Origin of the sequence: Thalassobium sp. R2A62, from assembly GCF_000161835.1 — a bacterium.
GTDB lineage: Bacteria > Pseudomonadota > Alphaproteobacteria > Rhodobacterales > Rhodobacteraceae > Thalassobium.
Genome location: NZ_GG697169.2, coordinates 730098 through 743947, shown reverse-complemented (window position 1 = coordinate 743947; position 13850 = coordinate 730098). Strand labels below are relative to the sequence as shown.

Sequence of the window (13850 nt, the reverse complement as noted above, 5' to 3'; positions counted from 1 at the left end):
CGGTGTGGTAGGTCGTGTTCTCTCGCAACCCTATTGGAAGGGCTGTGGGAGAACGCTGTTTTGACCTAGGAAACGAAAGAGCTGATCAGGAAGAAGATCACACCTGACATGATCGCGGCTGCAGGGACCGTAATGATCCAAGCCGCAATAATTGTCATAAAGTGCGAGCGGCGGACCAGCTTGCGACGGCGACGTTCCTCTGGCGCATATTGTGGGCGATCTGGCATTGCCACACGTGCCTTACGGAGGCGACGCTCTGCATCCCACTCGCGAAAGAAGCCAACGCCAAACACGGCACCAACAGCGATGTGGGTCGACGAGACCGGAAGGCCGAGCCAGCTGGCAAAGATCACAGTGATCGCTGCAGACAACGCCACACAATAGGCGCGCATCGGGTTCAGCTTGGTAATCTGGTTGCCGACCATTCGGATCAATTTTGGGCCAAACAGAAACAGGCCAAAGGAGATACCGAACGCACCAATAATCATAACCCACAATGGAATGCTAAAGGCCGAAGTGAAGTCACCGGATTGCGAAACGTCAACAATTGCGGCCAACGGACCCACTGCATTTGCCACATCGTTCGCACCATGCGCAAAGCTGAGCAAAGCGGCTGATACAACCAGTGGAATGCCAAAGAGAACCTTGAGAGATTTGTTCCGGTTCTCCAAGCCAATGGATTGCTTCTTGGTCACTGGGATCATGATCAACCATGCGATGACCGCGATCGCAAGACCGATCAACAACGCTATTGGCATATCAATCTTGATGATTTTCTTGAGACCTTTCAGCGCCAGATAAGCACCGAATGCACCGGCCATAATACCGACCAAGATCGGAACCCATTTGCGAGCTGCTGTGATCTTGTCGTCTTGGTAAATGATGCGGGACTTGATCACGAACAAGAAGAACGCCGCGATCGCGCCACCCAAAACAGGGGAGATGACCCAGGACGCTGCGATGCTAGACATTGTGCCCCATGACACTGCCGAGAAGCCCGCAGCGGCGATGCCGGCACCCATCACGCCACCAACCACCGAGTGGGTGGTCGAGACAGGCGCGCCAACCCAAGTGGCGAGATTGACCCAAAGGGCTGCGGACAACAGTGCCGACATCATGGCCCAAACAAACACGTCAGCGGTACCGATGCGTTCTGGCTCAATGATGCCTTTGGCGATGGTGGAAACCACATCCCCGCCCGCGATGAGAGCACCCGCACTCTCAAAGACGACGGCGATTGCGATCGCGCCCCCCATGGAGAGCGCATTGGCGCCTACAGCAGGGCCCATATTGTTGGCGACATCGTTCGCGCCGATGTTCAGCGCCATGTAGGCACCCAGACCGGCCGCAATGATGACGATGTATGAATTCGATGCTTGACCGAAGAATAGCATGGCCGCGAGGCCAGCCATCACGACAAAAATAAATGACACACCAACGCCGACCATCGGGCGACCGACCATACTGGTCGCAGCCTCGAGGTTTGAAAAGCGTGCTAAGTCACGGTCCAAGGTTTCTAGGTGGCGTGGATCGTTTTGATTCTCTGGCATTTGGTGTCCCCCCTAAGTTTGCTCGAAACCCTTAGCGGTTTCTGGTCCAACGCCGCAAGGTTTCAGTGATCCAAATAAGGGGTTATTGGTCGCGCAAAATCGCCTTGAGTTCAGGTTCTTGTACCATCTCTGCGGCGTCGGCGGCGTTAACCCATTTACGGGTACGTTCTTCGACCTCGGGAAACTCATCCGCAACTTCGGCAACTGACACAGAATAAACCAGTGTTTCCACTGGGATACATAGGCCAGTATCGCGACGTTTTTGGTAGGTGTACATGCCGATGGGCCGTTCAGAGGCTCGGCCCTTGGTAACGCCGGCTTCTTCCCACGCTTCTTGCAGGGCCGTTTCGTTCGATGATAGGCCCCGAATGGGCCAGCCTTTGGGAATAATCCAGCGGCCAGTATCGCGACTGGTCACCAACAGGTATTCTTTTGCGTCGCCTTGGCCGCGATGGCACAGCGCCGCCATTTGAAGACGCCTTGGCCGCCGAATGAACAGCGTGAGAAATGCGCCAAAAGTTGACGTGGGTAGGGATAGCATATTGAAACCGCTCAAGATTTTATTTTTTATTGAAGCCACGATAATCCAATTCGTACTGAGATTCAAATTGCTGCGGTTTGGGCCGCAAAGCCCATGATCCGAAAGTCGGCTAAATTGCCGAATTTGACTGGTCAGATTTCAGCTAGAGGCAACGCGAGCATGCTCGAGCATCAGAGTTAACGCTTTGGCGCATTACCCTTGGTTCTTTGGCCGTTTCGATTGATGCACTGGCGCGGGTTTGTCTGTTTTGAGCGTGCTGCGCGAAAATGCGATAGGGGTTCTGAGGCCTTGAATGCCGTCCGGCTTGACGACCAAGCTGCGATGTTTGATTTGCGGATGGTTCAAAGCCTGCTCAACTGTGTTGATGGGGCCTGCGGGCACCGAAACGCCTTCTAACCCTGAAATCACCTCTGACTGTGATAGATTTGAGAGTTTCGCCGTCAGAACTTCGGTCAATTCATCACGATTCTCGACGCGCAGGGCGTTGGTTTCAAATTCTGAGGGTACTGTGAGCCCCAGAAACTGCATCAGGGCAGCAAACTGTCTGTCATTGCCGCATGCAATGATCACATGGCCGTCTGCACATGTTAGCACCTGATAGGGCGCGATATTGGGATGCGCATTTCCTAGCCGTGTAGGAGCCTGTCCTGTAGCAAAGTAGTTTTGCGCTTGGTTGGCGAGCACGGCGGTCATGCTGTCCATCAAAGACATATCAATATGCTGACCTAGGCCAGACCTGTCGCGGTCGACGAGGGCCGCTTGGATCCCAATCACACCGTATAGGCCGGTAAAGATGTCGGTAAACGCGACGCCGATCTTTTGGGGCTCGCCGTCTGGTGCGCCCGTTAGATCCATGATCCCGCTCATGCCTTGGATCAAGAAATCATAGCCAGCACGATGGGCAAAGGGGCCCGTTTGCCCAAACCCAGTGACGCTGCAGTAAATCAATCTGGGATGACGACTCGAAACCGTTTCATAATCTAGCTCGTATTTTTCCAGCCCGCCGACTTTGAAATTCTCGATAAAAACATCAGCCTCGGCGATCAAATCGCGCAATTTGGCCAAATCGTCGGCGTTGGTCAGATCAATTGTGATGCTCGTCTTGCCGCGATTGGCGGAATGAAAATAAGCGGCAGTGGTTTCGGTAGTCCCATCAGGGGCAGTGCGCGTCACAAAGGGGGGCCCCCATGTTCTGGTGTCGTCGCCGTTAGGGGATTCGACTTTTACGACTTCAGCGCCAAGATCCGCGAGCGTCTGACCGATCCAAGGTCCCGCCAAAATCCGAGCAAGTTCGACCACCTTGAGGCCTTCGAGCGGCGCAGTCATAATCTAGATCCAGATGTTGAAAAAGAACAAGCGTGCAGGTGTGACATCATTGATCTACACTCCTAAATGTTGGTTTAAGACAGCCGGATCATTGGCCAATTCGGCGCGATCCATGGTTTGAATGGTCTTTCCGTTCTCAATAAACACCGCGTGATCCGTAAGTTCCAGAACGGCTTTTATCCGTTGTTCAACGAGGATCACCGCAACGCCGTCGTTCTTCATCCGTGCGACGACCTGCCGAATTTGCGCAATCATCGAGGGTTGCAGCCCTTCTGTCGGCTCGTCCAGCAGCAGGACCTTTGGACGCAAACACAATGCGCGTGCTTTGGCCAGCATCTGTTGTTCGCCGCCTGATAATGTTTCGGCCCGTTGTCCCATACGTTCTCGCAAACGTGGGAAGATGTCCAACACTCAATCGCGTGTATTCGGGCCTTCGCCATAAGCCATCATGCCGATTTCGATATTTTCCGCGACCGTCAGCTCGGAAAAGAGCCGGCGACCCTGTGGGACATACCCCTCTAAGGCGGTTTCAACCCCGTGAGCAAAACGAACGATGCCGGCGTAGTTGAATGCGCCAGCACCTTCTTTTATCGAATGAACGGCGCGAAACATATCGTTGATCGTGTCACGTGTTGAAACGTGACCTTCGATCGCGATCAAACCGTCATGGATAATCTCAAGCAGATCGTCACATTCGACAAGAAACCCTTGGTGGACATCGGCAAGAGGGTCGGGTGGTGCCATTGTTAACCCGTGATCATCTGTAGGGCGCGTACCAATTTACGTTGCTCGAATGGTTTAACGATCCACCCTGTCGCACCGGCCGTACGCGCACGCGTCCTTAACTCAGGTGCGCTCTCTGTCGTCAGAACCAATATCGGCGTTGCACCATGTTCCTTTTTTTTTCGGACCTCGTTGATGAAGCCGAACCCATCGAGTTTGGGCATATTGATGTCAGTGATGATAGCGTCGGGTTCGATACCTGCTAGAACTTCGAGCGCTTGTTCGCCGTCATCTGCAAAATGCCCTTCGAACCCTGCATCACTAAGAGCGATCGCGATGAGATTGCGCATTGTGCGGCTGTCGTCGACAGCCAAAACCTGAAGTGTCATTGTTACAAATCCTACGTACTAAGGGAGGGGACAGGCGATAATTCTGTTAGACCAAACAGCGCGAGATCCTGACGAATAGGGTCGTTGGCATGACGCAGAAAAACTTGTTTCCCACGTGCGCCGGCATAAGCCGCTGTCGCGAATACAATCTGAACGCCAATCGATGTCACTTCGGCAAGGTCACTTGCATCAAGCGTCAGCTGGGCTGCATTTTCGTCGCATAGCTGCTGCGAAGCTTTCCATGTCGCGTCAGCATTCCTTAGGTCGACCACAGGCGGCAGGGCCAACTGGCCTGTCACATCGACAGCTTGCGTCATAACACCTCTTATCCAAGGGAACTTTTCCCCTTAGATCCTTGGTAGCCGCTCAAGTCTTAAGATAGTTTTACGTCAGTAAGGATTTTGTGAAACTATTCGCCCGCTGCATTCAGATAATGGGCCGAACCGATCAAAGCCGCATAGTCATCTTGGACAACATACACGCCGAACTGAGCAACAAAGTCAGAGAACCGGCCTTTGTCAGCCATTGCGTCGGCCATCCCGAATTCTGTCAAATACGGGCCCAGAGCGCAGCTAACACCACCCACCAGATAAATCCCGCCAAAGGGCAGCTGTACCAATGCGAGATCGCCAATCACCTGACCCAATTTGCGGGTGCAGAGTTTGACAGTTTCACGAGCAGCAGGATCGCTGTTGTTAGCACACGCTTGCATAATCTCATGGCCGGTCATCTCGCGTCCGTCCGTTAGAAAGCCGTAAACATGGCTGAGGCCGCGACCAGACAAGACATCTTCGATGCTGGCGAACCCGTACTCTTGGGCGACATAATCTGCCAATGCTCGGTCTTGGGATGTCACAGCTGGTAGGCCCGCATGGCCCGCTTCGGCCGCAGTGACGATCCGACCATTCGGGGTGTTGTGGACAGGCGCAATGTTGAACCCGGTTCCAATGCCCACAACCAACTGAGGTTGATTGCTGTCGGATTTGGCGCCTTTGACAATCTCTACATGGGCACTGTCGGGCAGGTGGCCCAATGCATGCCCTTGGGCCTGAAGATCGTTCAGAATTGCTACAGTCTCTGCATGGGTTGCGCGTGCAAGTGTGGCCTCGTCGACGGCCCAATCAAGATTGGTCATTTTTGCCGTGCCATTATGAACAGGGCCCGCAACGGCAACACAGGCTGCTGTTGGATCAACGCCACCTTGGTCTGCGATGAACTGTTCCAAAACTTGGGTTAGGCTATCAAACTCTGCATTACGGTAGCGGCTGACGGTTTCAGACAGCAGATCGGTGCCTCGGGTTAGGGCGACACGCGTGTTTGTGCCGCCGATATCCGCAACCAATGTGGTGGTGTCTGAGGGATAGCTCATGTTGAATTGGACCTTCGTCGGCAATGCCAGTTGGTAAGCGTTTTGATTTTAACGGGCAAAAGCCAATTTTAGTGCGTGATAAGATGCTTTGGGCGTCCGCTGCAAGGTTTCAAAGTCGACATGGACCAACCCAAAGCGTTTTTCATAGCCCAGCGCCCATTCATAATTGTCGAGCAGCGACCACATAAAGTAGCCCTCGAGAGGCACGCCTTCGTCGGCTGCACGTTTGGCCATTGCAACATGCTGGTTCAGATAGTCGATGCGTGCCGCGTCTTCGACCGCACCATCAATTAGATGATCATTCGACGCCATACCGTTTTCGGTCACGTAAATCGGAAGCCCTTTTGTGTATTCTCGGTGGGTCCGTGTGATAAATTCATAAAGACCCTCAGGATAGATTTCCCAATCCATAAACGTCTTAGCCAAGGGGCCTTCAGCTTCTTCATGACTGGGCCAGGGTCCATCATTTGGCTGCATGATTTTGCGGGTGTAATAGTTGATACCCGCCCAATCGACCGGGGCTCCGATCACATCAAAATCATCCTGCCAGCCTTTGGGCATATGTGGGGCCAGTCCGTCCATCACGATCTGCGGATATTCCTTTCTGAAAATCCCCCCCATAAAGAACCTGTTGTAATAGCCGTCATAAAGCTTGGCTGACTTTAGGCTTTCGGGGCTCTGATCGTAGGGTTCGGCATATTCAAAATTACAAACAGCACCGAGGTTGGTCATACCCAGACCGCGCATGCGTTCGATCGCGGTGCCATGCGCCAACAAAACATGATGCATGGCATGGGCCGTTGCGCGAATATCGCGCAGGCCGGGGGCATGATGGCCTAGAAAGTGGCTTAGCCAGCCCACGCACCAAGGTTCATTGATTGGAGCCGCGCTAAACATACGGTCGCCAATGCGGCCCATGATCACTTCGGTGAAATCACCAAACCACCCAGCTATGTCGCGGTTTTGCCACCCACCCATATCCGCCAACGGTGAGGGAAGTTCCCAGTGATAGAGCGTGGCGCAGGGTTTGAGATCCCGTTCAAGCATCGCGTCAACAAGGCGGTCGTAATAGTCCAAACCTTCTTGATTTATGGCGCCGCGCCCCTCAGGCATCACTCGGGCCCAGCTGGTGGAAAACCGGTAGCAGTCGAACCCAGCCGCTTGCATCAGATCAAAGTCTTCTTCGAAACGGTGATAATGATCGCACGCCAGCGCGCCATTCTCGCCGCGAACAACATTGCCTGGCGTTGCGGCAAACGTGTCCCACATCGTTGAACCAGCACCGCCAAAGCCGTGGCCTTCGATTTGATAGGACGACGTTGCAGCCCCAAAGAGAAACCCTTTGGGAAAATCGGATCGGCTAAAGTTCATCGTGATGATCCGGATGCTGAGGCAGGGCCGGTCGATCGCCCGACCATCAATTCAGCTTCGAGCAGCTGATGTGTTGGCTCTGCGTCCGGATCAGCAATCTTAGCGAGCAGCATTTCGGCGCAGCGGCGACCCGCCTCACGGACTGAAGACCGCGTTGCCGTAAAGATTGGCAATGCATCACCATTGCGAAGATACGAGAGGTCATCGTCGAAGGTGATCAAAGATACATCGCGCGCCAAGGTCAAACCCATTTCCTCGACCGCGCGACGCACACCCAAGGCACAGATCATTGATGACACGACAAAAGCTGTGGGGGGATCAGGTTGCTCGAGCATATCCCGGGCCGAGCGGTGGCCCAATGTTTCTGTCATCTCGTCTGATCGCATCAAGAGTGGATCGATCGAGATGTCGCGCCCACGAAGCGCCGCCTCAAAACCGGCACGACGGCGATGGGCAAAATCCATGTTCTCAAGACCGTTAATCAATGCGATCTGGCGATGCCCAAGGTCCAAAAGGAAGGACGTTGCTCTCTCAAACGCGCTCTTGTTGTTCACGTCCAGCCATGAATAGGGGGCCGTGATCCCCGAAGCCCGACCGTGGACTACAAATGGCAAACCGATTTCATTCAGAAACGGAATGCGTGGATCGTTCAATACAGGGCCGTGGACGATCAGGCCATCGATCGTCCCGCGCGACTGAAGTTCGCGGTAGGTCTTTTCCTCGGCCACATCATCAACGACAGACAGTACCATTTCGTAGCCATTGCGCGAATAGGTTTCACCAGCGCCCGCGATAAAGTCACCAAAGACTGGGTTCACCATCTCGTGCTTGTTTGAAATTGGAATCACGTGACCGATTGCGTTGGACCGTCCCGTGGCCAATCCCTTGGCGCGTGTATTGGGGACATAGCTATACCGCTTGGCGGCTGCTTCGACCCGCGCGCGTGTTGTTTCATTGACCTCTGGATAGCCGTTCAAGGCACGGCTCACCGTGGTCTGTGACAGCCCTAGGCTTTCAGAAAGTTCCTTGAGGTTCATAGCGGTATTGGTTCCAAAGCGCTTTTATGTACGTGTTGCAGGACAATCTGACACAGGCTGGTATCAAAAGAAAAGAGCCAAGCTGTAAAAACATTGCAATCGATTACATATCGGCTTTTTCAGCAAATATTTGCAAAGGTGATTGACTTTGTTTGGCGGGTCGGGGTTTCCTCAAGGCATCCAAAGCGCTTTGAGAATCGATTCTTGGATCGCGGATGAGACTAAACGCGCAAACGCGCATCTTGGGAGGAAACCTATGAAACTTTCATTGTACGCCGGTGTGGCAACAATGGCTTTGGCCGCGGGCATGTCGCATGCTGCCGGTCATCTTGACGGTCAAACGATCACCGTTGCTGGCCCTTGGCTGAGCCCAGAGGCCGAGACGATCGCTGAAATCTTTGACATCTTCGCAGAGCAGACAGGCGCCACTGTAAAATACACTGGTTCTGACAGCCTCGAGCAGCAGGTGCTGATCGATGCCGAAGCCGGTTCATCTGCAAACATCACTGTGTTCCCACAGCCTGGTTTGGCAGCGGACATGGCATCGCGCGGTTTCTTGACGCCATTGGCTGATGATACAGCGGACTGGATCCGTGAAAACTATGCGGCAGGTCAGTCTTGGGTCGATCTGGGCACATATGCAGACCAGACGGGCGCCGACAATCTCTACGGCATGTTCTTCCGCGTCGACCTCAAGTCGCTCGTTTGGTATTCGCCAGAGAACTTTGAAGATGCTGGATATGACATTCCAGAATCCATGGAAGACCTCAAAGCATTGTCTGACCAGATCGTCGCAGACGGTGGCACACCTTGGTGTATTGGTCTGGGTTCCGGTGGCGCGACAGGTTGGCCCGCGACAGACTGGGTCGAAGACCTGATGCTCCGCACACAGTCGCCAGCCGTCTATGACCAGTGGGTTTCAAACGAGATACCGTTCACCGACCCAGCCGTCGTTGCCGCGATCAAAGAGTTTGGCGCATTTGCACGTAACGACGCATATGTTTCGGGTGGCGCTGGTGCAGTGGCATCTACCGACTTCCGTGACAGCCCTAAGGGTCTCTTCTCTTCGCCTCCACAGTGCTACATGCACCGCCAAGCGTCGTTCATTCCTGCGTTCTTCCCCGAAGGCACAGAAGTGGGCACAGATGCAGACTTCTTCTACTTCCCAGCCTACGCTGACAAAGACCTTGGCAGCCCTGTTTTGGGTGCAGGCACATTATTCGCGATCACAAACCCATCTGACGCCGCTCAGGAACTGGTTGCATTTTTGCGTGATCCGGCAGCCCACGAAGTCTGGATGCAGGCCGGTGGCTTCCTTACACCACACAAAGGTGTTGATAGCGCCAAGTTCTCGTCTGACACAGCACGTCGCATGAACGACATCTTGCTCAACGCGACAACATTCCGCTTTGACGCATCTGACCTGATGCCAGGTGGCGTTGGTGCTGGTTCGTTCTGGACAGGCATGGTTGACTATGCAGGCGGCAAAGACGCCGGGGAAGTTGCTTCTGGCATCCAGGACAGCTGGGACGCTTTGAAGTAAGCGATCACGCTTTAGCGTACATGCAAACGGGTGGTCCGGGTTTTAAACCGGGCCACTCGCGCTCACTAACCGTAGTGATCCATACCAGCGGTCTGGTGACGCCTACAGTATCGGGGGGACACGATTATGCATCCAGCACTACAAGGTCTGTTGACTGTGATCATCGGGGTAGGTGGCTGTATCAGCTATTTCTATTTCTCGAACCAGTTTCTGGACAAGGTGCTGTTCCCTGCCAAGGGGCCGAACGCCGGGCGCAATATCAACCGCGCCAACATGATCCGTCCTTGGCTCTTTCTCTTTCCGGCTTTGGCCGCGCTTGGCCTCTATCTGGCCTATCCGGTGGTCGAGACGCTGCGGCTGTCTCTCACGGAACGTATGACGCTGGCCGATGGCACAACAGACTACAACTTTGTTGGTCTAGACAATTACACCCAGATGATGGCCGAACCCAAATTCTGGGAGGCGCTGACAAACAACCTGATGTGGTTGCTGATCGTGCCTGCCATGTCGACAATCTTTGGCCTGTTGGTCGCTCAACTGACTGACCGCATCCGCTGGGGCAATATCGCCAAGGCGTTGATCTTTATGCCGATGGCCATCTCGTTCGTTGGTGCGGCGGTGATCTGGAAACTGGTTTATGATGCACGTCCACCCGAGGCGGATCAGATCGGTGTGCTGAACGCGCTCTACCTGTTCTTTGGTGGGGACGACCCGCAGCAATGGCTAACGATCCCATTCTGGAACAACTTCTTTCTTATGACTGTTCTGATCTGGATCCAGACTGGCTTTGCGATGGTCATCCTTTCGGCGGCTCTGCGCGGTATCCCCGAAGAGACGATCGAGGCTGCCATCGTAGACGGTGCCAACCCCTTCCAAATCTTCTTTAAAATCAAAATGCCGCAAATTGCAGGCACCATTGTCGTGGTCTGGACGACAATTACAATCGTTGTACTCAAGGTCTTTGACATCGTGTTTGCGATGACCAACGGCCAGTGGGAAACCCAAGTCTTGGCGAACTACATGTACGACAAACTATTCCGTGCCTCTGATTGGGGTGTCGGGTCTGCCGCGGCAATGGTCATCATGCTGCTCGTGACGCCGATTCTCGTTTGGAACGTGCGCAACGCGCGCAAAGAAATGCAGTAAGGGGACAGATCAGATGGATAATATCGCAGGTAGCAAATCGTCTCTGACTTGGGCTGTAAACCTTTCGGTTCTCGTCCTCGTCCTGTTGTGGCTGTTCCCAACTGTGGGTCTGTTGGTGTCGTCGTTCCGTACGTCGGACCAGATCGCGACATCGGGCTGGTGGGCATCGCTGTCCAGCCAAGAACGTCAAAACTCCGCGATCCGTGTTGCGGGCGAAGAAGTCATCGTCGCAGACGGTTTTGAAATTCGCGGCTCGTTGTTCGAAAGTGCAGAAGTCACTGTCAGCAAATGGGGGACGTCCTCGCGCGCACCTGAAGCGTTTGACCCCGATGATGTTGCTGAGTTGAAAAACGACTGGACGTTGACTGTCGACGGGCAGGGTGCGTTTGTCATGACCTCGCCTACAACGCTCGAGGGCGAACGCCTACCGCGTGTGTTCACGACCGCAACAGCACCGCCCGAATGGACGATCGAAAACTATGAAAACATCCTGCTTGATCCGAAAAACAGCGGTGGGATGGCCAAGGCGTTTTTTAACACGCTGACAGTCACGATACCGGCCACGATCATCCCGATACTGGTTGCGGCCTTTGCGGCCTATGCATTGGCATGGATGGACTTTCCGGGCCGTGCACTGCTCATCGCGGCGGTTGTGGGTCTGTTGGTTGTGCCACTGCAATTGGCATTGATCCCACTGCTGAAATTCCACAACGAGATTGGTATCGGCAAGGGCTACTTGGGGGTGTGGCTCGCTCATACTGGATTTGGCCTACCGCTCGCGATCTATCTCTTACGAAACTACATGGTGGGATTGCCACGAGACATCATCGAAAACGCCAAGGTTGACGGCGCGACTGATTTTCAAATCTTTACCAAGATCATTCTGCCGCTGTCGTTTCCTGCACTGGCGTCCTTTGCGATCTTCCAGTTCTTGTGGACATGGAATGATCTTCTGGTGGCTCTTGTCTTCTTGATCGACGCAACCGGTGACACCACCGTAATGACAAAACAGATTGTTGAGCTCTTGGGCTCAAAAGGCGGCAACTGGGAAATCCTCGCTACAGCGGCGTTCATCTCGATTGCTGTGCCGCTCTGTGTGTTCTTCTTGATGCAGAAATACCTCGTGCGCGGCCTCTTGGCCGGCTCGGTCAAATAACGCGTACTTAACTTAGAAAGACTGCTCCATGACGAAAATGGACCATACCCCTATGCTGCAAACAGCCATTGACCCTGATTGGTGGCGGGGTGCCGTGATCTATCAGATCTATCCGCGTAGTTTCCAAGACAGCAATGGTGACGGCATAGGCGATCTCTTGGGAATTGTACAGCGACTGCCCTATATCGCGTCGCTGGGTGTTGATGGGATCTGGATTTCGCCGTTCTTCACCTCGCCAATGAAGGATTTCGGTTATGACGTCAGCGACTACTGTGATGTCGATCCTATGTTCGGCAGTATTGCGGATTTTGACGCGGTGGTGGACACGGCTCACCGCTTAGGGGTCAAGGTGATGATCGACCTCGTGCTGTCGCACACGTCGGATGAACACCCGTGGTTTCAGGCCAGCCGCGTCAGCCGAGATAACGATAAATCCGACTGGTATGTCTGGGCTGACCCTAAACCTGACGGCACACCGCCTAATAACTGGCTGTCGATCTTTGGTGGCTCTGCTTGGCAGTGGGACACGCGCCGCGAGCAATACTTCTTGCACAACTTCCTGGCGTCGCAGCCGGACCTCAATTTTCACCACATGCCAGTCCAAGACGCGTTGCTAGAAGCGACACGCTTTTGGTTAGACCGCGGTGTTGATGGTTTCCGGCTCGACACGATCAATTTTTACATGGCGGACAAAGAGCTGCGTGATAATCCTGCGCTGCCGCTGGATCAGCGTAATTCGACGATTGCGCCGTCGGTGAACCCTTACAATCACCAAGAACACCTGCATTCAAAAAACCAGCCCGAGAACCTAGAGTTTTTGCGCAAGTTCCGTGCGTTGTTGGATGAGTACCCTGCAGCCACGGCCGTGGGCGAGGTAGGCGATGCCCAACGCGGGCTAGAGATCATGGGCGAGTACACGCGCGGCGATGATCTGGTTCATATGTGCTATGCGTTTGAACTGCTCGAGCAAAAGCCGCTGACCGCGCCGCGTGTTGCCGAAGTTTTTGCCCGTGTAGACGAAGTGGCAGCAGATGGTTGGGCCTGCTGGGCGTATTCCAACCACGACGTGCAGCGCCACGTGTCACGCTGGAACTTAACACCCGCAGCCTTGCGACTATTCACCACCATGCTGATGTGCCTGCGTGGCTCTGTTTGCCTGTACCAAGGTGAAGAGCTGGGCCTGGCCGAGGCCGAGGTGGCGTTTGAGGATCTCCAAGATCCCTATGGCATCGAGTTTTGGCCGGAATTCAAAGGTCGAGACGGTTGTCGCACACCTATCGTTTGGGAAAAATCCAATCAGAATGGCGGCTTTACGACTGGCACGCCTTGGCTGCCCGTCAGCCATGATCACTTGCCACGATCTGCCGCAACGCAAGAGGATGATCCGACGGCGATTTTGCACCACTACCGCCGTGCGATAGCGTTTCGCCACGGGCATCCTGCGCTGGCCAAAGGGTCCCATAGCGGTGTCGAGGCCCTTGGCGACGTGGTCCATTTCACCCGCACCTATGGGGACGAGACGATCTTTTGCGCATTCAACCTGAGCGACACGCCATCCGAGGCAATGTTGCCAGCTGGCGATTGGACGATGATCGGCGCCGAGTTGAGCAGCGCAAGCTTGTCTGCGGACGGGAAACTACACCTTGGCCCGTGGCAGCCGTGCCTCGCGCTCAAACGCACATAAACTAGGGGAGAGGGA

Annotated in this window: 14 protein-coding genes; 4 read left to right on the top strand and 10 right to left on the bottom strand. The window is 54.3% G+C overall.

Annotation, left to right across the window (positions count from 1 at the left end; genetic code table 11):
- Positions 1–65 precede the first annotated feature (65 nt).
- The 10 genes from TR2A62_RS03710 to TR2A62_RS03665 form a co-directional block, all read right to left on the bottom strand.
- Complete coding sequence (locus tag TR2A62_RS03710; RefSeq protein ID WP_009160013.1) at positions 66–1550, bottom strand: inorganic phosphate transporter; 1485 nt, start codon at positions 1548–1550, stop codon at positions 66–68.
- An 82-nt stretch (positions 1551–1632) separates the two neighbouring features.
- A complete protein-coding gene (locus TR2A62_RS03705) occupies positions 1633–2019 on the bottom strand; it encodes an NUDIX hydrolase (protein WP_009160779.1) in 387 nt (128 codons plus the stop codon).
- Positions 2020–2283: 264 nt separating this feature from the next.
- Positions 2284–3417, bottom strand: coding sequence for a CaiB/BaiF CoA-transferase family protein (locus TR2A62_RS03700; RefSeq protein ID WP_009157509.1), 1134 nt, complete (start codon positions 3415–3417; stop codon positions 2284–2286).
- A gap of 54 nt (positions 3418–3471) precedes the next feature.
- On the bottom strand, positions 3472–3795 hold the full coding sequence (locus tag TR2A62_RS18985) for an ATP-binding cassette domain-containing protein (RefSeq protein WP_223296066.1): 324 nt from the start codon (positions 3793–3795) through the stop codon (positions 3472–3474).
- 33 nt (positions 3796–3828) lie between these two features.
- The gene (locus TR2A62_RS18980) at positions 3829–4161 is read right to left on the bottom strand and encodes an Hpt domain-containing protein (RefSeq protein WP_009159227.1); all 333 of its coding nucleotides are present in this window, start codon (positions 4159–4161) and stop codon (positions 3829–3831) included.
- 2 nt (positions 4162–4163) lie between these two features.
- Complete coding sequence (locus tag TR2A62_RS03685) at positions 4164–4529, bottom strand: response regulator (protein ID WP_009160270.1); 366 nt, start codon at positions 4527–4529, stop codon at positions 4164–4166.
- An 11-nt stretch (positions 4530–4540) separates the two neighbouring features.
- Positions 4541–4846 carry a lipid asymmetry maintenance protein MlaB gene (locus TR2A62_RS03680; RefSeq protein WP_009160770.1) on the bottom strand — a complete coding sequence of 102 codons (306 nt, stop codon included), beginning with the start codon at positions 4844–4846 and terminating at the stop codon, positions 4541–4543.
- A 92-nt stretch (positions 4847–4938) separates the two neighbouring features.
- Positions 4939–5898: an ROK family protein gene (locus TR2A62_RS03675; protein WP_009158128.1), complete on the bottom strand. Its 960-nt coding sequence runs from the start codon at positions 5896–5898 to the stop codon at positions 4939–4941.
- A gap of 48 nt (positions 5899–5946) precedes the next feature.
- Positions 5947–7269: a GH1 family beta-glucosidase gene (locus tag TR2A62_RS03670; protein WP_009158760.1), complete on the bottom strand. Its 1323-nt coding sequence runs from the start codon at positions 7267–7269 to the stop codon at positions 5947–5949.
- Complete coding sequence (locus TR2A62_RS03665; RefSeq protein ID WP_009159367.1) at positions 7266–8306, bottom strand: substrate-binding domain-containing protein; 1041 nt, start codon at positions 8304–8306, stop codon at positions 7266–7268. Before TR2A62_RS03665 ends, TR2A62_RS03670 begins: the two co-directional genes overlap by 4 nt.
- Positions 8307–8562: 256 nt before the next feature.
- Between TR2A62_RS03665 and TR2A62_RS03660 the strand changes: the two genes are divergently transcribed.
- The 4 genes from TR2A62_RS03660 (at position 8563) to TR2A62_RS03645 (ending at position 13835) form a co-directional block, all read left to right on the top strand.
- On the top strand, positions 8563–9849 hold the full coding sequence (locus TR2A62_RS03660) for an ABC transporter substrate-binding protein (protein WP_040821095.1): 1287 nt from the start codon (positions 8563–8565) through the stop codon (positions 9847–9849).
- A 126-nt stretch (positions 9850–9975) separates the two neighbouring features.
- On the top strand, positions 9976–10995 hold the full coding sequence (locus TR2A62_RS03655; protein WP_009157618.1) for a carbohydrate ABC transporter permease: 1020 nt from the start codon (positions 9976–9978) through the stop codon (positions 10993–10995).
- Positions 10996–11008: 13 nt separating this feature from the next.
- Positions 11009–12151 (top strand): carbohydrate ABC transporter permease, encoded by a 1143-nt coding sequence (locus tag TR2A62_RS03650; protein WP_009158590.1) that lies wholly within the window; start codon positions 11009–11011, stop codon positions 12149–12151.
- Positions 12152–12179: 28 nt separating this feature from the next.
- Complete coding sequence (locus TR2A62_RS03645) at positions 12180–13835, top strand: alpha-glucosidase (RefSeq protein WP_050761061.1); 1656 nt, start codon at positions 12180–12182, stop codon at positions 13833–13835.
- The last annotated feature ends 15 nt before the right edge of the window (positions 13836–13850 follow it).

What these genes read in the sequence shown, in the direction of transcription:
- TR2A62_RS03710 (WP_009160013.1), bottom strand. Translation starts at nt 1,550, where the DNA reads ATGCCAGAGAATCAAAACGATCCACGCCACCTAGAAACCTTGGACCGT.
- TR2A62_RS03705 (WP_009160779.1), bottom strand. Translation starts at nt 2,019, where the DNA reads ATGGCGGCGCTGTGCCATCGCGGCCAAGGCGACGCAAAAGAATACCTG.
- TR2A62_RS03700 (WP_009157509.1), bottom strand. Translation starts at nt 3,417, where the DNA reads ATGACTGCGCCGCTCGAAGGCCTCAAGGTGGTCGAACTTGCTCGGATT.
- TR2A62_RS18985 (WP_223296066.1), bottom strand. Translation starts at nt 3,795, where the DNA reads ATGGGACAACGGGCCGAAACATTATCAGGCGGCGAACAACAGATGCTG.
- TR2A62_RS18980 (WP_009159227.1), bottom strand. Translation starts at nt 4,161, where the DNA reads ATGGCACCACCCGACCCTCTTGCCGATGTCCACCAAGGGTTTCTTGTC.
- TR2A62_RS03685 (WP_009160270.1), bottom strand. Translation starts at nt 4,529, where the DNA reads ATGACACTTCAGGTTTTGGCTGTCGACGACAGCCGCACAATGCGCAAT.
- TR2A62_RS03680 (WP_009160770.1), bottom strand. Translation starts at nt 4,846, where the DNA reads ATGACGCAAGCTGTCGATGTGACAGGCCAGTTGGCCCTGCCGCCTGTG.
- TR2A62_RS03675 (WP_009158128.1), bottom strand. Translation starts at nt 5,898, where the DNA reads ATGAGCTATCCCTCAGACACCACCACATTGGTTGCGGATATCGGCGGC.
- TR2A62_RS03670 (WP_009158760.1), bottom strand. Translation starts at nt 7,269, where the DNA reads ATGAACTTTAGCCGATCCGATTTTCCCAAAGGGTTTCTCTTTGGGGCT.
- TR2A62_RS03665 (WP_009159367.1), bottom strand. Translation starts at nt 8,306, where the DNA reads ATGAACCTCAAGGAACTTTCTGAAAGCCTAGGGCTGTCACAGACCACG.
- TR2A62_RS03660 (WP_040821095.1), top strand. Translation starts at nt 8,563, where the DNA reads ATGAAACTTTCATTGTACGCCGGTGTGGCAACAATGGCTTTGGCCGCG.
- TR2A62_RS03655 (WP_009157618.1), top strand. Translation starts at nt 9,976, where the DNA reads ATGCATCCAGCACTACAAGGTCTGTTGACTGTGATCATCGGGGTAGGT.
- TR2A62_RS03650 (WP_009158590.1), top strand. Translation starts at nt 11,009, where the DNA reads ATGGATAATATCGCAGGTAGCAAATCGTCTCTGACTTGGGCTGTAAAC.
- TR2A62_RS03645 (WP_050761061.1), top strand. Translation starts at nt 12,180, where the DNA reads ATGACGAAAATGGACCATACCCCTATGCTGCAAACAGCCATTGACCCT.